Origin of the sequence: Hallerella porci (genome assembly GCF_003148885.1) — a bacterium.
GTDB classification, from domain to species: Bacteria; Fibrobacterota; Fibrobacteria; order Fibrobacterales; family Fibrobacteraceae; genus Hallerella; species Hallerella porci.
This window is the reverse complement of record NZ_QGHD01000020.1, coordinates 14,793-35,947: the sequence shown is the minus strand read 5'-3', so window position 1 is coordinate 35,947 and position 21,155 is coordinate 14,793. Positions and strand designations below refer to the sequence as shown.

Annotated in this window: 9 protein-coding genes; 5 read left to right on the top strand and 4 right to left on the bottom strand. The window is 46.2% G+C overall.

Translation table 11 applies throughout. The annotated features are described in order from the left end of the window. Positions 1-63 precede the first annotated feature (63 nt). Both B0H50_RS09300 and B0H50_RS09295 read left to right on the top strand, forming a co-directional pair. Positions 64-3,435, top strand: coding sequence for an SNF2-related protein (locus B0H50_RS09300; protein ID WP_233244698.1), 3,372 nt, complete (start codon positions 64-66; stop codon positions 3,433-3,435). 233 nt (positions 3,436-3,668) lie between these two features. After that, the gene (locus B0H50_RS09295; RefSeq protein ID WP_109587608.1) at positions 3,669-8,015 is read left to right on the top strand and encodes a fibro-slime domain-containing protein; all 4,347 of its coding nucleotides are present in this window, start codon (positions 3,669-3,671) and stop codon (positions 8,013-8,015) included. A 126-nt stretch (positions 8,016-8,141) separates the two neighbouring features. On the opposite strand, the gene B0H50_RS09290 is transcribed toward B0H50_RS09295, so the two are convergent. Both B0H50_RS09290 and B0H50_RS09285 read right to left on the bottom strand, forming a co-directional pair. Continuing rightward, complete coding sequence (locus tag B0H50_RS09290) at positions 8,142-12,233, bottom strand: DUF3320 domain-containing protein (RefSeq protein ID WP_109587607.1); 4,092 nt, start codon at positions 12,231-12,233, stop codon at positions 8,142-8,144. Between the two features lie 310 nt (positions 12,234-12,543). After that, the gene (locus B0H50_RS09285; RefSeq protein WP_106199066.1) at positions 12,544-13,404 is read right to left on the bottom strand and encodes a glutamate--tRNA ligase family protein; all 861 of its coding nucleotides are present in this window, start codon (positions 13,402-13,404) and stop codon (positions 12,544-12,546) included. Positions 13,405-13,444: 40 nt separating this feature from the next. Between B0H50_RS09285 and B0H50_RS09280 the strand changes: the two genes are divergently transcribed. Next, entirely contained in the window at positions 13,445-13,996 is a 552-nt protein-coding gene (locus B0H50_RS09280; RefSeq protein ID WP_106199067.1) for a hypothetical protein, read from the top strand. Then, positions 13,996-15,090 (top strand): 3'-5' exonuclease, encoded by a 1,095-nt coding sequence (locus B0H50_RS09275; RefSeq protein ID WP_106199068.1) that lies wholly within the window; start codon positions 13,996-13,998, stop codon positions 15,088-15,090. Before B0H50_RS09280 ends, B0H50_RS09275 begins: the two co-directional genes overlap by 1 nt. A 29-nt stretch (positions 15,091-15,119) precedes the next feature. Here the strand turns inward: B0H50_RS09275 and B0H50_RS09270 are convergent, their stop codons facing one another. After that, positions 15,120-17,585: a DNA topoisomerase III gene (locus B0H50_RS09270; protein ID WP_233244696.1), complete on the bottom strand. Its 2,466-nt coding sequence runs from the start codon at positions 17,583-17,585 to the stop codon at positions 15,120-15,122. 5 nt (positions 17,586-17,590) lie between these two features. Further along, positions 17,591-18,730: a glycosyltransferase gene (locus B0H50_RS09265; RefSeq protein ID WP_106199100.1), complete on the bottom strand. Its 1,140-nt coding sequence runs from the start codon at positions 18,728-18,730 to the stop codon at positions 17,591-17,593. Between the two features lie 232 nt (positions 18,731-18,962). Here B0H50_RS09265 and B0H50_RS09260 point away from each other — a divergent pair, with 232 nt between their 5' ends. Then, positions 18,963-21,098 carry a carbohydrate-binding domain-containing protein gene (locus tag B0H50_RS09260; protein WP_146193728.1) on the top strand — a complete coding sequence of 712 codons (2,136 nt, stop codon included), beginning with the start codon at positions 18,963-18,965 and terminating at the stop codon, positions 21,096-21,098. The last annotated feature ends 57 nt before the right edge of the window (positions 21,099-21,155 follow it).

Genomic DNA, 21,155 nt, shown 5'->3' with positions numbered 1-21,155 from the left:
ATTTTTGGGGCGATGGCAGTAGATCCAAAACCAACACTTTGGGGCGATAAATGGCGAACTTCGATGAAGAAGTTTTATTCTTCGTATTCGCATTCCGAAGCGACGGCAACGGAAATTAAATTATCGGGTCGTTCTGGTGAAGTTAAAGTCGTCGATGGTTCTTGGAAAACGCAAAAAGTCATCTTTCGTTTATCGCGATTTACAGAAACCGAAGAAAATAAAATTCTGGAAATTTTCAAAAAGAATCCGCAGTTTATTGGAAATTTTTCTTCGAAAATTTTAACTTCCGAAATTTTACCGCTGATTGAACAATCGGACGTGCGCCTTTTCCCAGGTCCCGGCGTGAAATTTTCGGCGATGTGCACTTGCGGCATGCAAGGCTTGTGCACGCATATTTACGCAGCCATTTACGGCTTAGGAAAAAAAATAGATCGCGATCCGCAGCTTCTCTTTTCGCAACGCGGACTCGATTTATCGCTTATCGCTGAACAGTGCGGCCAAGCAAAATGGCAAGAAGATTTACCGTTGGTTGTAAAATCAGCAAAGCTTCCCACCTTCGCCGACAAATTTATCAAGGTGCCGTTTGAACCGACGACGGGGAATGAAAACTCCGAATACGAACCGGCGAATATCGTCGATGTGCGTTCGGCAATTCTTTATGCGGTTGCGCCAAATTCCCGCTTTAACGCTGACTTTGTTACTAATTATCGCGAAACATTAACGAAAATTTTTTCGCAAAATTTTGAACGCTATCCCGATGAATCTGTCGATTTAACGCGCCCGGGGCAAGTGCGCTATCTCGGAAGTTCACAGTGGACATTTGGAAATGTTCCGCTTTCGTATGTGTTGGACGCGCTTTCTGTTGAAGGTCCGACGGGAATGCAAAAGGCGGATGCATCCGCACGGCTCCTCGATTGTGCACGAAAAACAGCTTTAGAAATTTTAAAACGCGGCGCCGTTTATCCGAAGCTTTTTCTTGTCGATTCGAAAATGGCGCAGATTTTTTGGTTGCCGCTTCAGTCAATTCCCGAAGTAAAAAATGCGATTGCGCAGTTGCAAAAAAAATTGCCCGCAAAATTTGTCCGCAGCATGCTCGAATCGCCAAAGGAAATGACGAAAAATTCGGCGGAAATGCTCGTCATCGCAATTCTTTCGTCGTATATGCGCGTCGAAAAAGATAAGCGATTTTGCGATGATCGTTTGTATGCATTTTTCCGCGGCATCACTTTGGATTCAAATGGAATTTTGCGCGATGGCGAATTAGAAAAATGGCTCGCGGGTTATGAAATTTCAAACGCCTCTTATTTGCCGGTGATTAACGGTGTCGATGCGGGCTTTGGAAAAGTCGACGTCGATTTGGATTTTATCGAACAAGAAACCGGCGAAGTGAATCCGTATTCAAAATTGTGGACGCGAAATTTTCCGAGTGAAAAACGCAATCAAGTTTTGCTCAGCACGCAGCCGCTGCAGCAATATCTCCCCGATTACGATGCGTATGTTTCGGGAAAAGCAACGGACAACATTCATCTTTATGAAAGTTCTCTCATCCGCTTTTTAAATGAATCGGTGCCGCTATTTCGTGCGCTTGGCGTGGCGATGAATTTGCCCGCGGGAATTGAACATGTCATTCGTGGAATTCCGCAGCCGCAGATCGTGCGCTCCGAAGAAAAAATGCAAGCAGGATTTGCTCGCCTCGAAAATTTGCTGCAGATGAATTGGATTCTTCAAGTCGGCGATAAAATTATCGGCGGCAAAGAATTTTTGGAAATGTATAAAGAATCCAAAAATTTGCTGTATCTCGATGGCCAATATTTTTATGTCCTCGAAAGCGATGCAAAGCGAATCCAAGATGGTTTGCGCGACCGATTTAAAATGCCGGCGTTTAAAGTTTTGCAAATTGCCCTCGCCGGAGAATTTGAAGGATTAACCGTTGACATTGCGCCCGAAGCCCTCGAAGAAATTCACAAATTAAAAGCGGAAAACGAATGCGACGTTCCGGTGCCGCCGCAAATTCAAGCAGAACTTCGCCCGTATCAAAAACGCGGATTTGCGTGGATGCTCGGCAATGCAAAACTCGGATTCGGAAGTGTCATCGCCGACGACATGGGACTTGGAAAAACGCTGCAAGTGATTACGCTTTTGCAGCAAATGAAAAACGATGGCGCCTTTGACGAGATGAAAGCACTCGTCATCGTTCCCACAGGACTTTTGCAAAACTGGAAACGAGAAACGGCAAAATTTGCCCCGCAAATTCGAGTGAAAATTTACCACGGTGCGAATCGTCAATTAGAACTTTCTACGGTTGATGTCATCATCACCACTTACGGCGTTTTCCGTTCGGATAAAGAAGAACTTTCGAAAATACGTTGGCAGCTCGCTGTCATCGATGAAGCGCAAAATATCAAGAATGCGGGAACATCGCAAAGTCGTGCGGTGCGCGCTCTATCGGCTCGCGTGAAAATTGCGATGAGCGGAACTCCCGTCGAAAATCGTCTGCTCGAATTTTGGAGCATCATGGATTTTTGCAATCGCGGCTTTTTGGGTAGCGCAAAAAGTTTTCATACCGAATTTGAATTTCCGATTCAAGAACGCAACAACAAACACCGCGCTGAACTGTTCAAAAAAATCACTGCGCCTTTTTTACTTCGCCGCGTTAAAACCGACAAAAACATTATCGCCGACTTGCCCGAAAAATTGGAACAAGATGAATGGGCAACACTTTCTCCAGAACAAGAAAAATTATATCAGGCGACATTTAACAGTTACATGACGAATATTGAAAATTTTGAACTAGAAAATCCCGAAGAAAAATTTGAGCGCAGCGCAGAAGTTTTAAAACTCATCATCGCCTTAAAACAGATTTGCAATCATCCCGCGCAATATTTAAAAGACGGCAATTTCGACACTTCGCTTTCGGGAAAAATGGAATTATTCTTGGATATCGTCGAAGCTATTTTAGATACCGATGAAAAAGTTCTCGTGTTTACGCAATTTACAGAAATGGGCGAAATTTTGCAAAAAGTCTTGAAGAAAAAATTAAAAACCGAAGCGCTTTTTTATCACGGCGCTCTTTCGGTTTCTGCCCGCGAAAAAGTCATCGCCGAATTTGAATCGTTGCCCGAAAAACGCATTTTAATTTTATCGCTCAAAGCGGGCGGAACCGGTCTCAATTTAACGTGTGCTTCACAAGTGATTCATTACGATTTGTGGTGGAATCCCGCTGTCGAAGCGCAGGCGACGGACCGCGCCTATCGAATTGGACAAAATCGCCGCGTCGTCGTGCACCGTTTAATCACAAAAGACACTTTCGAAGAAAAAATCAACGCGATTATCGAAAGCAAAAAGAAAATTTCCGAGATGACGGTCGCCACCGGCGAAAGTTGGATTACAAAACTTTCCGACGATGAATTGCGGCAAATTTTCACAATCAGTTAGAATTCTCAAATATTTTGTGCTGTTTCTCTACTTTTGAATTGCTTAAATTTCAAAAAAATGCGTTTTTTATCACTCAGAATCGTAAAATTTTAGAGAAATAGAGAAAAAACTACCCTTTTTTCGTAAAAAAGGATAGTTTTCAAGCGAATGAGAACGACTTTTAGCTAAGCCGTTCTTGGGTCGTCATATGCAACTCTCGTGGTTGGGATGCTGCGATTGGTTTTGGAGAAACTATGAAAAAAGCTAAAAACGTCACAAACTGGCTTGCAAAGCTTGTATTTGGCTTTGCTCTCCTATTTGGAATGGGTTCGTCTTGGGCGCTCAGTTGCTCGGGAACGATCTATGTAGCGAATCCAGGTGGTTGGAATTCCATGTATTTGGTGGTAGATGGGGCATTTAATTTGTTGCCGTCTACATCTCTTTCCGACGGCTGGTATGTGATCAATACTTTGGAATATGGTTCTCAGTATGCCGATAACTTCTTCTTTGCCGCATCGGAAGGCGGCTGGAATGACTACGGCATTACAAAAAGCGTGTACAACGAAACTGGCTGGGACCAGGGCGATAAGTTTACTTGCAGTGACTTCGGTACGGCATCCACCCTTTATATTTACGAAGATCCGACGACCGCTGGCAAAACCGCCATTTCTACGGATCCTCCTAACGCAAAGTATTTCTACTTCCTTCCTCCCGAAGAATCGATTTGGAATAGCTCGGTTCCGATGCTCAGTACCGATGGCGGTGTGACCGGCGTTGCGATGAAGACAGATCCGGATCGCTGCGGTTGGTTCTATTACATTTGGTTTAATGAAACTCCTCCGTCTGCGGTGACGATTTACCGCGATTCGGACTCGGAACGCGAAGAAATTATCGGTTGGGATGGCTTTGACGGCGCAGGATCTGCTCCGACTCCGATTCCGATGAACGATATTTTCACTTCATTTAATTCCAATAGTCTTTATTTTGTTTCGGATGCGGGAATGTGGTCTGAAACGATGAACGAAGCGGATAAAGGCTTCTCGATTACTGACCCCGCAGTAGATGGAAACTGCAGCTACAAACTCGCCGCGATTATTTATGATACCGATGCTTCTTTGCATCCGGCGTTCTCTTGCTATAGCGCAGGGGGCGAAGGCTGCCAATTTGGTGCTCAAGGCGTGGATGCTGCGACTGCGCAAGCGGCGGTGAACGCTTGCATTGGTGTGACTCACAATATTGTGCAAGATACGCTTAGCGCCGATAAAAAGCCGCTTCTAAAAACCGCTGCGATGGGCGGTATGGGCGAAACTTGCTTTATCAATCAAGATTTCTTTAATCAGCTTTTCCACCCGACGACGGGCGTGAACGAAATGACTTGCCATGACTTGACATTTAGCCGTGATGCTTATGGCAAATGGGAATTCAATTCCGATTATTATACAAGTGAAGGCGTTACCGCTCAAGGTGGTTATTATCCGACAGAACTGACAACCGATGCTGATGTGATGACTTCTTACGGTTCTTCGCCGGTTCCGGCGGCTCGTACAAAGCGTTTAGCCGAAGGCCCTGTGTTTGTCGGACCGCTTTTACGCGAAATGGATCCGGTAGAAAATGCACAAAAAATCGACTTGCTTTGCAACGGCGGCGGTTGGGAAGGCGGAGTTGACGATTGCTCCGGTCGCTTTGCAAACGGTGATGATGATGTTCCGGCAATTAAGACTTGGCTTGGTTTAGGGGCTTCGGCAGAATTCTGCTTCCTCGGTTGGTCTTGTCAAGACAATAAACCGGCAGGTTGGCCGTCTTATGTGGATGGTACCGAAAAAACGGCTGCAACAGGGACACCTCGTTGGACTTCGAAAACGGGACGCAATCAGCAGTTCTGCTTTGAAAGCCATGCGCAGTTTGTTTATAAGCCGGGTCTTCGCTTCAACTTCCGCGGGGACGATGATATTTGGGTCTTTATCGGTGGAAAACTCGCTGTAGACTTGGGTGGAACGCACTTGGCTGCACCTGGTTACGCTGTTCTCGATAATTTGACCGATAAGAATGGCAATAAATTCGTCGAAGGCGAAACCTACGATTTGGATATCTTCTTCTGCGACCGCAGAACGACGATGAGTAACGTTCGCATTAACACGAACATGTATATTCAACAGAGCCAAGGTTTGGAACGTTCTAGGGATACGACTTATTCGGGAACCGGTGATCGTTACAACATTTGCTATAAAGAAACCGGTGCTGGTGACTGCGCTGCTGCACTTTCCGGTGCTTCGGCAACCGAAGAAAAGGTGTATTGCAACGAAAAGATGCAAGGCATTGTGACTTTGACTTATTCTCTCTGGAAGGGAAGCAAGCCTTATACGACAGCGAGCGGCGAAACTTACGATGAATCGTATTTCAGCACCGCTTATGCTGCAGGTCAAAAGAAATTCTTTGGCGCAATAGACTTCTCTTCAAGTTGGTATCAGCCGGTAATCGATAAGAAAGCGGTTGCAGGCCTTCCTTCGGGCACTTATAAGCTTATCGCTTCGGTGAACAATAAAAAGTCCACGATTGCGACTCTCCGTGTCGCTGGTAACTTGGATGTGATGATCGCTAACGGTAAGGATTCGACCGGTCACATTTATCAGGTAAAGACATCGGCAATGGCGGGAATACGTATTCCGGTTTATGTCGGTGCAATCGGCGATGCTTTGGAAGACGGCAATTTGGATGTGGACTTGGAAAGTGCAGTCGGCGAAAAATATACCGTTTCCTTTGATGATGGCTTAATGGTTTATGCAGATAGCGCAGCTCCGATTGCGTTAACCAATGCGGATCGTCAAGAAGTGGGTCTTCGCGGTATTGATACGCTGTGGGCAACCGTTCCGCTTTCGGCGATGACGAATGCTTCGATTGTGAAAAATATTTGGGTGCGCAATAAAAAGCTCGCGTTGACCTTTACTCTCCCTGCAATCGCCTTCATGGATTCGACCTACGAAAAACAATTAAATCCGGCATACGGTAACTGGAATATCAGCTCGGATTCGATTCTTTATCGCGGTGCAGAATACAAGGCTTACGTGTTGATGTTCGATCCGACAACGGGACTTCCGTGCACCTCTTGCTCTTATGGTTTGATGGTGGATGAAGCGACTTCTTCGGCTGGCGTGAGCGGTCTTGCTCTCGAAATGGTCGAAGGAAAAGCGGAAATTCGCTTCCGTTCGACAATGCTTTATCCGAGCGGAACTTCGCTCGATAGCGCTATAATGTCTGTTGTCGCTACAGAAAATCCGCTGATTTCTGCGACATATAAAGGACTTGTCTTTAGCGAACCGCCGGTACCAATTCCGGATTCTGTGATGGTCTTCGATTCTAAGGGCGAAGCAAAAACTTACGCCGGCTTGGATCAAGCCTTTACCCGCGACGAATATTTAGACGGTATTGCCGATTCTCTTTGGATTCGTTACCATCGTCCGTTCAAGTTGGACTCTCTCCCAGATTCCATCGTGGTGAAGTGGTCGACGGATACGACGGAAACGGTGACGATTACGACTGAGCAAATTAAGAAGGCTGCCAAGACGATTGAAAACGGAACTCTCTACGATTCTATCCTCGTCTTTAGTGGACTTTCGCTTTCGACAAAACCGCAGACCGTGAATTCCGCTGCGACAATCAATTCTTGGGCACGCTTTAAGAAGAATGGTGTCGTCGCCAATCAAGGCTTCGATAAATCCATTACGGATAAGGTGGCTCCGATTATTACCCGCGGAACGATTTCGGAAATGTCCGATGGACTCTTCCAAGTTCGCATCACTTTCTCGGAACCGCTCGCTTATACGGGTGAAAATGTCCGTTCGCTCTTCATGTATTATCTGCGTTCGGCAGCAGACTTAGTCGGCTCGGCAAAGTACAAAGAAGTGCTTGCGGCAAATGCCAATGTGGTCGATTCGAATGTGACGATGTTCTACAATACATCGAGCGGAACGATTCCGCAGTCGGGTGACTTTGTCCGTGCGAAAGCGGGCGAACTCACCGATGCAAACGGCAACGCTTTGACCGATTACGATGTGGTTGTTCCTTCTCCGTGGATGCTTTTGGAAGGTGACGCTCCGTCGACCATCGCAAGCATTAAGATGGGAACTGTCACGACGGAAACCGATGTGGACGCTCCGATTATTCAGCCGTATTTCATGGGAATTTATGATTCCATCGGAACATTGGCAGAAAAGTATCCGCATACTCTCGGTTATATTATCCGCACGGATATGGGCAACATCTTGACCGATCCGAAGTTGGATTCGTTAATCGCAGCGGGCAAGATTTCGATCGACGATGTGAAGCTCCATTATGAATTGGATATCTTCACAAATCTCGGCACTTATGTGGCGCACAAGTCGGGCTCGATCGCTTGCTCGGATAAGGAATTCTTCGGCGGCGATTGCCGTAACAACCGCGGTTACGTTTACCTCGCTTGGGACATGGTGACTTCGAAGGGTCGCCTCGCAGGAACTGGCGCTTATATTGCAAAGCTCAGTACTCATGCGACAATTCCGATGCAAGGGAAGAAGGGTAAGCACAACGTGACGCAGACATGGGGCGTCCGCCGCATTACCAAGTAAAGTGGAATCTAAAAGCAAAAGCCCCGCTACGCGGGGCTTTTTTTATCCATTTTTTTCTTTGAAAAAAATGGATAAAAAAATCGCGCGCCTTTGGCGCGCGATTTTCTCTTTCGCAGCGAAGCTGCGCTAAATTAAACCAAGAGTTTCTTTTATCGTTTGCTCATCGGTACCCGCTGGGAAAAGTTCACGTTCTTCGGGCGAAACGAAAATCAGCTTGCGTTCTTCTTCCGGAAGCGCAGAACGATCGCGTAAAACGATAGGCTTCGGCGTTACCGAATAGAAGAAGGAGCCGGTTTTAATAAACGCTTTGCGGACAAGTCCTTGTGTAATCGCATTCTTGATGGCGCGAACGACGGCGGGACCTGCGCGGTGTAAACCGTGCAAATGCAAAACGCGGCGAATGAGGCTTTTTTCGTGCAGCGGGGATTCTGCATCGATGAAAAATTTCATTTGCAAAATCAAAAGTTTTGGCGCTAAATCGGGAAAGGGCACATCGTGCACAGTTCCTTCGATTTTCGGATTGACGATGGTATAAGGTTCCACGTGCAATTCGGCGGGAGCTTCCTCTTCTTCGTTTTTCTCACGAGGCGGTGGCGCTACACTTTGTTCCACAGCAATCGTCGTCAGAATATGTTCGCATTCGTCGGCGGTTGAGCGGAACCAATTCGGGCACCAAAGCGGAATAATTTTCCAACCGAGTTGCTCCAAAATTTTATGTCGCAAATACAAGCGGTCTTCGACCGATTCCCGCAAAAATCCGTTCGACGAATCATTTTCAATGCCGATTAAAAAATGTTCCGGATTATTTTCATCGTGGACGGCGAATAAAATGGCAGCGCCATTATAGTTCCAATTCTTTTCTAGTTGGCATTTTCCGTTGCCGATATTTTGCACAATTTGTTCTTCAAAAGAAGAAAGCAGCGGACTCGCTTTGAAAAGACTCACCGATTTGAAATTTTTCGCAAACTGTAAAAATTCGGAGTATGCGCGAATTCCCGCATTCGTCGAAACCGTTTTTTCGGGCAAGTCATTCACAAAAATTCGGAGCGAAGAAAGCGCATGCGTTGCACAAACATTCACGCATTTGGCATTCATTCCTTGTCCCGCAATCGCGGCGGCGGGTTCTGCACAAACGAAGAGAACATCGCGGAAATTTCCGGAAGCTTCTTCGGGCAAACTCACATACGGATCGCGTAAAATATCTTTGGGCGAAAAGAAAAATCCTAAATCGGGATGTTCGTGAACTTTCTTTTCAATCGCTTGGAAAACGCTTTTGCGGCGCTCTTCGGTAAAAACGATAATGCCGAGAGATTGCATCGGATGCTGTTCGACATGTTTGGCTGCGGCATCGGCAATCGCCTGCGAAATATTTTTTTCGACGATGATTTGCAAATCCGAAGGAATTTCGGAATTGGGCGGCGGCAATTTTTTGATTTTTTGCCCGTAGAAATTTTGATTGGCAAATTCGATTAAAATCGGATGTTTATGCCGACAATTTAATGCGAGGAAAGAAAGCGGTGCGCCTTTATACAGCGAATAAGAAAGAATACTTTCGAATTGCGATGCGATAAATGTGGCGTTCCGTTCTTGGCCAAAAATATTCGGGAATGGCGCCGTCGGTAAATTGGAATCGCCAAAAAGCACCGCACGTTTTGCCCGAAGAATCGCAGGCATCGCTTGCATCGGCGGGACGGATTCGGCGTCGAGAATAACTGCGACATCAAAAAGTTTCGCCGTTTTTTCAATTTGCGCAGCCACTTTCCCAGCGGGAAGAATTGTGAGCAATTTCGGATTTTTTTGCACCGCATCTTTGGCAAAACGCAAATTCATCATGCACAAATCATCGGTCGCTTCGCGGAAATCGCGGGCGCGTTTCGTGTGCACTTTCGGCGTAGACGAAAAGAGCTCGGGGAAAATTTTACAGGCGCGCTGAATTTGATCTGAACTCCAGAATCGTGAAAATTCTCTGGAAAGAAATTCTTTGCCCGCGTGATCACCGATAATCGCTTTTTCAAGTTCGTCGAGATTTTGCGCTTTGAGCTCATTTCTCTTCGATTGAATTTGGGTGTAAATCGGTAAAAGTGGAAGAGCATCTTCCCATTTTTTGACGAGTTCAGCTTGCTCGGTCACGCTATTGTAATCGGCAATTTTTGAAAAATCCAATTCGCGGCAAAGGTCTTCAAAATCGGTGCGGGCGTTTTCGCAAAGTTCGCGGAGAGCAGCGGCATCGCTGATTTGATCTTTGATTTGATTGTACTTGGAAAGGATAGCGAATGAAAGCGAAGCGTTTTCGGATTTTTCCACTTTTTTGCGGAAGTTGTAAAACCAGCGGAGCTTGGCGTCGAGCACAATCCAGTTGGTGTGTTCAAATAGCCAATCTTTTCCCAAAAGGCGACCCGCTAATGCCGAGGTATTCGTATAAAGTTTTTTCGCATCTTGCAGCTGAATGAGTTTATCGGTCAGCGCTAAAAGGTCTTCGTCTTTTTTCCCTAGGCGCGGATCTTTCAAAGTTTTGAGCAGAGTTTTCCGCGCGTTATGATAGTATTCCGAAAAAGCTTTGAAGGTGCGATCTTGATTTTCTTTTAAAATTTCGCGGGCAGCGCCGAGCTGCATATTGATTGCGCCATCGACGTAAATGGGAGAACCGGTGCGACGAAATTCCGACCAAGTGGCGCCAGCATTTGGAAGCGCTAACAACGAATCTTTAAATGTGCTCCAATCTTTGGATTCTAAAGTCCAACCGTCAAAGGATGGCGTAGCACTATTGAAATCGGGAGAAATCGCTATTCCTAAATCCGAAAGAGTTTGAATGTCGATGCTTTGATTAAAGAAAAGAACATTGGCGACGCTATCGGCAAGAGTAGAAAGGGTGGAAAATTCCGCGACTGTTTTTTTGAGCTTTGACGCGAGACGTTTGCGTTGCAATTCATTTGTCGCATCTAGGGCAACGCCTTTGTAGGCGATCAAAGATTTCTTCGCTTCATCGCGTTCTAAAATTTCGAGTAAATCTTGCAGATTGCTTTGCGCTGAATGAAATTCTTCGCGGCTTAAATTTTCGGAACCGTTAAATGTCGAATCGGGCCAAACTTTTTTGTGCGTTCCCGCTTGCGCAAGCATCGTGAGCGCTTCGGATAATGTGCAATTTCCGACAGGAATCGGGTGATTGACTGCGTTATTGTAAGCGACTAATGTGTTTCGGGTTTGAGAAAGAGTTTCGCGGGATTTTTCTAAGGTGATATCTTTGTAATCGGGCCGCTGGCGATTCCACAATTTTTCAAAGCGGACGAGCGAAATTTTTTTGCGGTAAGTCAGCAAAACTTTTTTACCGGTGGAAACGCTTTCGGCAATGAAATTGGCTAAAAATTCTTCGCGCGAAGAGCCCGGCGGCGTTTCGACAACGTAAAGAGAATTTTCGGGCGAAAGCGATTCGAGAAGGGAAGTATTCGCTTCGGAATCGAGAGTGTGCACAAAATAATGCGACACCGGATCAAAAATTTCATCGGGATTACGGCTGTCGAGATCGGATTCGACCACGTGAAATCCTTCGGGAGAAAGTAACTGCGAAAGAAGTTTGCTGTTTTCTTCGCTGTGATTCCAAGCCGAATCATCGGCATCGCTAAAGGCATAAAGTCCTGCGGCATCGTAGAATCCGAGGAACATTCCGCGCGAAGTGCTGCGCCAATCGGGCATCGTTCTAATCGCTTGGGCGACGGCTGCAAAGTATTCGCGGATGTCAAAATTTTTTTCGCGGATAAATTCTTTGGCTGCGGGCAGCTGAACGACGTTTTTATTTTTGAGCCGCAGTGGAACATTTTCAATCGGGAGGCTCTCGGCGAGGGAAACGGTGAGAGTTTTCACGTCGATTTGAATCGGGAATAAAAGCAGCGGCGCCATTCCTTGCGATTTCAGAAAACCGACGGCGAGGAATGCGTTTTGTTCTCCCGTGCCTTCTTCAAAAATGCGCAGCGCATAGCGGAAATCGGCGAAAAGGTCGCTTTGATTTTTTTCCGAAAATGCCGCATTAGTCGGCGCAAACATTGAAAGAGGCAGCGCAACCGGGTTCCGCGTCCATCGTTCAAAAAAAGAAATTCCATCTTCCGAAAGAAGCGGGGTTTGAAATTTTGCGTTTGGCACAAAATTCAAAAGCCGACTTTTGAAGTCTAAGTCAAAGGAAGCGTCTCGAAGATTTAAAAGTTTGTGATACAGATCATCCGCCATATAGTATGGAATATATGTTAAATTCGCGAAAAAAGGAAGCTTAGAAACTCGCTTGGATTCAATTCAATGCATAATTAACAATTCAAAATTTAGGTGCTCCGCGCGGTAATGCAAGATCTTAGAGCTTAGAGTTTAGATCTTAGAATTTCTAAGTTCAAAGTTCTCAGCTCTAAGTTCTCAAAACCCCGGCGCACCATCATCTCATTTTTCATTTAAAAAGCCTTGCCGCAGCGTTGCATGAGAGAAAATGAGAACTTAGATTTTAGAGCTTAGAATTTCTAAGATCAAATTTTTCACTCCTCACTCCTAATTACTCATTTAAAACGATTCCTAATTTCTTTGCGGCTTCTTCGAACGAAAGCGGTTGAAATTGGGGAAGAATGTCAGCGGCGGTGCAGATTTCGCCGAGGATGGTTTCGGGGGAAATGCCGGCGTCGCGTTCGCCGCGTATGCTTGCTACGTGGTCGCGCTTGGAAAGTTTTTTTCCGGTTGGGTCGGAAATGAGCGGATGATGAAAAAATAAAGGGGGAGTTTTTCGGCCGAGCGCTTGGGAAAGGGCGATTTGGCGGGCGGTGGAAACGCGTAAATCTTCGCCGCGGACGACGAGATCGATGTCTTCTTCAAAATCATCAGCGACGACTGCGAATTGATAAGTCCATTGTCCGAGTCTATCTTTGAGGGCAAAATCACCGCATTGCTGCTTGGGATTTTCTAAAAAATGCCCGAGGCGTAAATCATCCCATTTGATTATTTCGTCGGGAGTTTTGAAACGCACAGAATTTTCTTTGGAAAAAGGAAGTTTTCGGTTGCGGCAATGACCTTGATAAATAATTTCTCCGTCGGCGTTTTGCGGATTGGTTTCGAAGGTAAATTTGCGGGAACAATCGCAGGCGTAAACCAAATTTTTTTCTTGTAAAAGTTTTAAAAAATGAATGTAGCGTTCTTGATTTTCGCTTTGAATGGATTCTGCATCCCAAGAAAATCCGAGCCATTCTAAATCTTCGCGGATGCCGTCAATGTAAGCGGGGCGCGCGCGACTTTGGTCGTGATCTTCGATGCGCAAACGAATTTTTGCGCCGAATTTTTGGGCGATTGCCGTGACATAAAGGGCGGAGAGAACATGCCCGCGATGTAAAAATCCTGTGGGGCTAGGAGCGAATCGAGTAAACACAAAAAAAAATTAGAAATTAGAATAAAGCTAAATTTACGCTATGAAGAAAATTTTTGCTTTTTGTTTTTTGGCTTGGGCGGCTGCATTTGCAGGCGATATGACTGCGACAACTTCTAATGGGTCTGTGGTTATTTTACACGAAAATGGACGCTGGGAATATTACCAAAATAATTCTCGCGTGCGCGATATTCGCGAATCGGCAATTCCCGAAGATGTGAAGACGAACGTTTCGATTGAATATGAATCGGCGGATAAACTCAAAAAAGATATGCGGATGCGAATGGAAGCAAACGACGAGCCCGAAGAAAAAATTAAAGACAGTCTGCGGACTCTTCCCGCGGGCGGCATTGTGCATTTTTGCGTCGCCGAAAATCAAGTGCATCGCGGAAATCCGCGGACATTTACTTATACCATTTGGGTCGGGAAAAAACAAATTTATCAAGCGCCCGTTTCGGAATCGGAAGCGGTGCCTTCGGAAACGGCTGACGTGACTTATTTGCATTCTGTTCCGCTGCAGATGAAAGTGGATGGAAAAGCGATTAAAGCGCGCATTGCAAACGGTTTCAGTTCTATCGATTTTGATGTGCGGTAATGGCGGATTTTTCAAATTATCGTTTTGCGGTCGTCGATGTAGAAACCACCGGAGGAAAGCCCGCCGATTCTCGCGTGATAGAAATTGGAATCGCTTTAATTGACGATTGGAAAATTACGCAGAAATTTTCGTCGCTCGTGCACACGGATCGGGAACTTTCTCCGTTCATTCAAAATCTCACGGGAATCACGCCGAAAAAATTGGAAAACGCTCCCGCGTTCGAAGAAATTGCGGCAAAAGTAGATGCGCTTTTAGACGGTCGAATTTTTGTGGCGCATAATGTCGCTTCGGATTATGCAGCGGTAGGCGCAGAATTAAAACGCGCGGGCTTTGATTTTTCGCCCGAGAAATTGTGCACGGTAAAACTTTCGCGGCGCGTCTTCCCGGGACTCCGCAAATACAATTTGCACGAACTCACCGCTTCGTTGAATCTTCCGGATTTTGAACAACATCATGCGTTAAACGATGCGATTGCAGCAGCGCAAATTTTGATTTTGGCAAAAGAACGCGGCGGACTTCCGCAAATCGAAGAATTATTGCGCGGCGGAAAGCGTCCGCTTTTTTATCCCCAAGGTTGGGATGATGCAAAAATTTTAAAGCTTTCGCGGAATCCGGGAATCATTTATTTGCTCGGGAAAAATGGCGTTTTGTATGCGACGGCGGCGCGGAATATGCGCAGTCGCGTTCTCGAACTTTTGGCGAATACGAAACGCGGCGTGCTGAAAGGGCTAGCATCTCATCTCGTCGATATTCAAGTGAAAGAACTCGGTTCCGAAATTTTGGCGAAGCTTTGTTTGGAATCGGAACTGGCGCAAAAAGCGTTTCTGTATAATTCAAAGGCGGTGAAGAAGCCCGATATTGGAGCGCCTCTGCCCGATATGGCTTTATTTCTATCGGGAAGATTTTTAGGCGACCGCGGAATTGTCATCGTGTTAAAAGGAAAAGTGCAAGGTTACACATTTATCCAAGAAGAAAATGGTTACAGTTTGCACGAAATTTTAGAGCGTTTAATTCCGTTTGCGCCCGCCGAAAATCTCGTTCCCATGATCCGCAGTGCGATGCAAAAGAACGGTGTTAAAATTCAATTTCTTTAAACAAAAAAACACGCCCGAGGCGTGCTTTTTTATTTGGCGGTTTTTCGCCTGAAGAATTTTCGGCTTTTGCTCGGATCGCGAGGCGGAAATTCAAATTGCAATTTTCCGGTTTTCGGTTCAAGCTTTAAGTAAGCGTCGAAAAGGCGATGCGTTTTTGCTGAGCGGAAGCCTTGGATTAAATCGGTCTTTTCGCCGGCGAGCATTTTCTTCAAATTTTCTACCGAGATTTCTTTGCCCAAAAGAACTTTGTTCAAATGGAATCCGGTTTCTTTTTTGTCGATGTAACTTTGCGAAACGTAGGTGGTGAGCGTATCGTAAATCGGGCTGCCATCGATCGGAGAAATGCCGAGTTCTTCGCCGAGTTCAATGCTATCTTCGGCAGCGTCAAAGAGGAAAGAAACTTTGCCATCTTTGATTTCGAGAACTGCGGTAAATTCTGCGCCGCGTTTGGAACGGAAACCGCTCAAGGGACCGACGTGACCTTGCGAAAGTAAGGTTACGATTTCTTCTTCGCTCATTTGACGGCTGCTGATAATTTTGCGAATGCGGATGCCGTCTTCGGTTTCGAAATGCGAAACGGTTTCGTAAACTTTTTTTCCGTTGACAGGGCTGAAAGAGGCTTCGGTTTTCGTCGATTCTTCATCAAAATTTTTGATGTTTTGAATCATCGTCCGCGTTAAATCTTCGATGCCTTTCATGAAAGTTTCGCGGGTTTCTTTGCCTTTTTCAATTTGCGAAAGTTGATATTCCCATTCGCCGGTGAGTTCGGGGCTTGTCAAGTTTTCGATTTTCATCGCGCGGGCGGTTTGAATGAGCCCGAATGCTTTGGAAGTGGGCACAAGTTCTTTGCCATCGCGGACCATATATTTATCCGAAATCAATTTTTCGATAATGGCTGCTCGGGTGGCGGGAGTTCCCATGCCGCGGTCTTTCATCGCGTCGGCTAGATCGTCGTCTTTTACCAATTTTCCGGCGTTTTCCATCATCGAAAGAAGAGTACTTTCGGTGTAGCGCGGAGGCGGATTGGTGTGTTCTGCAGAAATGTTGAATTCTTTCGCAGTCGCTTTTCCGCTGCCGTCGAGTGGGGCGACGTTCGCTTCATCTTCCGAAGTTTTTCCGTAGACTTCTTTGAAGCCGGGAACTTTTAAAATTTTTCCTTCCGTTAAAAATGTTTCGCCTTCGATTTCGGTAATGCGGGTGGTGTTTAAATATTCTGCGGGCGGATAAAAGACGGCGATGAAACGCTGGCAAATCATCGTGTAAACTTTCATCTCGGCTTCGGAAAGCGATTGCATTTTATTGCCCGTCGGGATGATGGCAAAGTGATCCGAAATTTTTGCGTTATTAAAAATCCGCGGATCTTTTTTGACCCAATTATTGTCCAACGCTTTGTTTGCAAATTGGGCGAGATTTCCTTCCATCGTGGCGAGAGTCTTTTTTACGGTTCCCACATAATCTTCGGGAAGAGCGCGGCTATCGGTACGCGGATACGATGTGAGTTTGTGCCGTTCGTAAAGCGCTTGCGCAATGGAAAGAGTCGTTTTTGCGCTGAAACCAAAACGGTTATTCGCTTCGCGTTGGAGAGTTGTCAAATCGTAAAGCGGTCCGCATTTTTGAAAACTCGGCTTTGTCGTTTCGGAAACAGTTCCCGTTTTTCCGAGACATTTCTTGACGATTTCTTCGGCTTTGCCGTCTTCCCAAATGTGATCTTTTTCCGCTTTTGCTTGCGGGTTAATCCATTTGCCGCTATATTCGGATTTTCCCGAAAGGAAATTGCCTTGGATTGTCCAATACGGTTTGGAAATAAAATTGTTGCGTTCTTCTTCGCGGTTGACAATCATCGCGAGAGTCGGCGTTTGCACGCGTCCGCAAGGGGTAATGTTAAAACCGCCTGCGCTGCTATTGTAAGCGGTGAGTCCGCGGGAACCGTTAATGCCTACGAGCCAATCGGCTTCGGAACGCGAAATGGCTGCGTCGAGTAAATTTTGCATTTCATCGTGAGAACGCAAATGGGCAAATGCTTCGCGGATAGAAGCTTGCGTCATACTTTGCATCCAAAGGCGTTGAATCGTTTTGCCTTTGAGTCCGGTTTTTCCTTTTTCAAAATCCAAAATGTAATGGAAAATGAGTTCGCCTTCTCGGCCCGCATCGCATGCGTTAATGATTGTCGAAACATCTTTCCTGCGGATGAGTTTTCCGAGTGCGGTAAGTTGGGCGCGGGATTCGGGAATGGCTTTTAACGGAAATGTATCGGGAATAATCGGAAGAGTTGCCATCTTCCAACTTTTATAAACATCGCTGATTTCTTTGGGATCGCAAAGGGTGACTAAATGGCCGAGCGCCCACGAAATAATATAAGCGTCGTTTTCAAAATGCGTTTTTTCTTTTTTGAATTTTCCGCCGACGGTAATGGCGCGGGCAAGATCTGCTGCGACGCTTGGCTTTTCGGCGATGACAAGAGTTAATGAATTGACGACATCAGATTTTTTAACCATTGAAATTAACCTTTCCATTTAAAATGACCGGCGATTCCGAAGAGCACGGCAAAGACGGTAAAAGGAGCGTGAACGATTTCTACGGGGAGAAACCATTTGAAAAGTTCTTGTTGATGAAAGATGCGGAGTCCGCGAAGTTCAACACAAGTGTCGCCGACGAGTTTGACTAAAACGCCGAAGACGGTTGCAAAGAAAATCGGGAGACTGAAAAAGGATAAAATGTAACCGAGAGAAATCAGCGTAAAAAAGAGGAAAACGAGAGAAAGAATGACGACGACTTTCGGCGCATAATAAGTCGTTTTCGACGCCCAACGTTTGCGCTGTTCCCAAAGTTCGGGGAAAGTTTCTTTGCCTTGCGTGATGACGAACGCTTCGGGATCTACGGAATAATGCGCTTTCCACGGCGCTTCGCGGGCGAGTTTTTGAAGAAGCAAATCATCATCGCCGCTTTGAATTTTTGAGACGCCTTCGAATCCGTGAACTTCTTCGAAAAATTTACGGCGGTAGGCGAGATTATTTCCGGTGCTCGTGATGGGCGTTCCCATGGCGAGGGCGCCCGTGCCTGCGATGCGATAAGCCATCGTTTCGACCGCTTGCATATTGAGTAACCAGTTGGTGCGATCTTTCGGAAGTTCAATGGCAGAATGCCCGGCGACAAAATCGATGCCCGGTTCAAATTCGCGGATCATCGCACGAATCCACGTCGGCGGGAGAATGCAATCGGCGTCGGTTAAAAGCAGAATTTCGCCCGCAGAAGCTTGGACGAGTTTTGCGATGGCATTTTTCTTGGCGCTTTCGCCCGGAGTGAGCTCGGTAATCGTTAGCACATGAATGCGGTCGGGAAATTTTGCCGCATAATCCGCGAGAATTTTTGGCGTGTTATCGGTAGAACGATCGTCGGCAATCCAAATATCCCAGCGTCCTTTATAAAGTTGCTTCATCAACGAATCGAGAGTTTTCGAAATTCCCGCTTCTTCATTTCTTGCGGAAACGAGAATGCTCACCGATGGCAGCGGAGTCCGAATCGAATTTCCCAAATGCACTTTCCCGAGTGCGCAAAAAAGCCGCGTTTGAAAAACAGCGTAAAAAATCGCTGAGAAAACGAGCAGCACCACAAAGGCGTATTCGAGAACGGTGAAAATCATACAGAGCAAAAATAAAATAGGAAAACGAAATGCGAAAAAACGAGGCGAAATTTTTAGGGCTTCTAGGGCGCAGGAACGAAAATTAAATGACTCGGGAAAGGTTTTTGAGAAAATTTTTCCCATTCCATTTGAAGTGAAACTTTTGGTTTCAAAAAGTTTTGTTTGTAAATGCGATTTTACGCCTAAAGAGATAAATCTGCGTTTAATTTTGAAAGAAACAAAGGAGTTTGGTATGAAAAAATTGGAGAAAGTTAGCGTTCTCGCACTCTCGCTTTTGAGTACGGCTTCGTTTTTTGGCTGCGGAAGCGATTCGTCGAGCGGAACAGAAAGCGGTGCAGATGTAAATCCGGTTTCTTCGGTTTGCGGTGAATTTACCGCATTCGAAGATGGACTCGGCAACACTTATTGCTTGAACAGTTCTGGTGCAATTGAATATTCTGTCTTGGCGGACGGAACGGTTTTATATCCCGAGGTTTTGGCGTCTTCGTCGAGTGCAAACGGAGAAATTGTGGACCCGACTTTGTCGAGCTCTTCGGCAGCTTCATTTATCTGCAATGAAACTTCAGCGCCGCTTTCGATCATTGGAACGCGGTATTTTTATAGCGATGCTGCGGGCTCGTATTATTACGATTTGGCAAATGCATCTTGCGAAAAAACGTATTTGTCTGCGATTGTTTCGTCAAGTTCCGAAGCGATTCCGTCGGGAAATGAATCGTCGTCGAGCGTCATGATTCCCGAAATTTCTTCGTCGAGTAATTTTATAATTCCCATTTCATCGGTCGCGATTATCCCGAATGAAAATGATCCGATTTTAACTTTTAACGAATCTGCGCTCACGATTGAAAAGAATAATCAATGCGTGGATACGGCAGGAACGGTGGTGAAAATTCTCTGCGCCGGCAATTATTATTTAGCGGGCAGTACATCGTCGTATGAAATTTTAGTCGCTGCCGATACCACCGCAAAAGTTTATTTGTACTTGAACGGATTATCGTTAACGAGTCCCGATGACGCTGCTATTTACGTGCAGAACGCGAACAAAGTTTTCCTTTACGCCGTCGATGGCACGACGAATCAACTCGGCGACGCGGCAACGCGCAATAAAGTTTGGAGCTTCGTCGATGAAGGCGAAACGAAAAATGATACGACGCGAGCAGTTGTCTATTCCAAAAAAGATTTGACATTAAAAGGCAATGGTTCGTTAACGGTGAATGTTTCTTGCGCCGATACGAGTCTTTGCGGAAACGGCATTCACACGACGAAAGATTTGAAAATCAAAGATGCGCCGACGCTTTCTGTCACCGCAAAGAAAAACGCGCTCAAAGGAAAACGTTCCGTAGAAATTGAAGGCGGAAATATTACGTTAACATCGACTTTGGGCGATGGCATTAAATCCGACGAAGACGACGCAGAAAAATTGGCGAGTGGAAAAGGTCGCATTGTGATTACCGGCGGAACTTTCTCGATTACCGCGAAAGATGATGGCGTTGAAGCGTCCAATTTCATTGTGATTGCGGACAGTGTGAGCAGCCCGACGATGACGATTACCGCTAACGCGGGCAAAGGCATTGTCTCGGATTCTCTCGTGAATATTTTAGCGGGCAAAGTTACCGTGACCGCAGGCGATGACGGCATTCATTCGAACGGAAGCATTCTCTTTAACGGTGGCGAAACGACTGTGACCGCGGGCGATGACGGCATTCACGCAGACTCTGCGTTACATGTCAACGACGGTTCAATTAACATTGTGAAAGCGGTAGAAGGCATGGAAGCTTGGTTCATGTATTTTGACGGCGGCGTTACTTCGACATACGCAACCGATGACGGTTGGAATGCTGCGGGCGGAACTGCTGTCGGCTCGAGTGGATCTTCGGGTAGCATGGGCGGCTGGGGCGGCATGGGCGGAGGCCCGCAATCTTCGTCTCACTGCTACGCTTATATCCGCGGCGGCTATCATTATGTGAGCGCATCGGGCAATGACATCGACGTCTTGGATGCAAACGGAACTGCAACGCAAACCGGCGGCGTTTTGATTCTCGAAATTCCTTCGAGTAATGGCGGCGGCATGGGCGGCGGAAGCGGCTGTTCTACGAATCAATCGGGTGGTTTAATCGATACCGATGACGGCTTCACGATTTCGGGCGGTGTTCTTCTCGGCTTCGGCAGTCAAACCGAAAGCTATCCGAGTTGCTCTTCGACTTCTTACACGAACGCCAATTATTATGGTTCAGCAAATGCAGCGTTTAAGCCGCAAGGTTCTGGAAGCATGATTATTTACGGCGGCGATGTCGCATCGGTTTCAACCGTCGATGTTTCGGGAATGAATTCAATTACTTTCCCGAATGGAATGCAATATTATTACAAATAAATGGCTTGGACGCCCCGAAATTCGGGGCGTTTTTCGTCTTTTGTTAATTGATTTTAA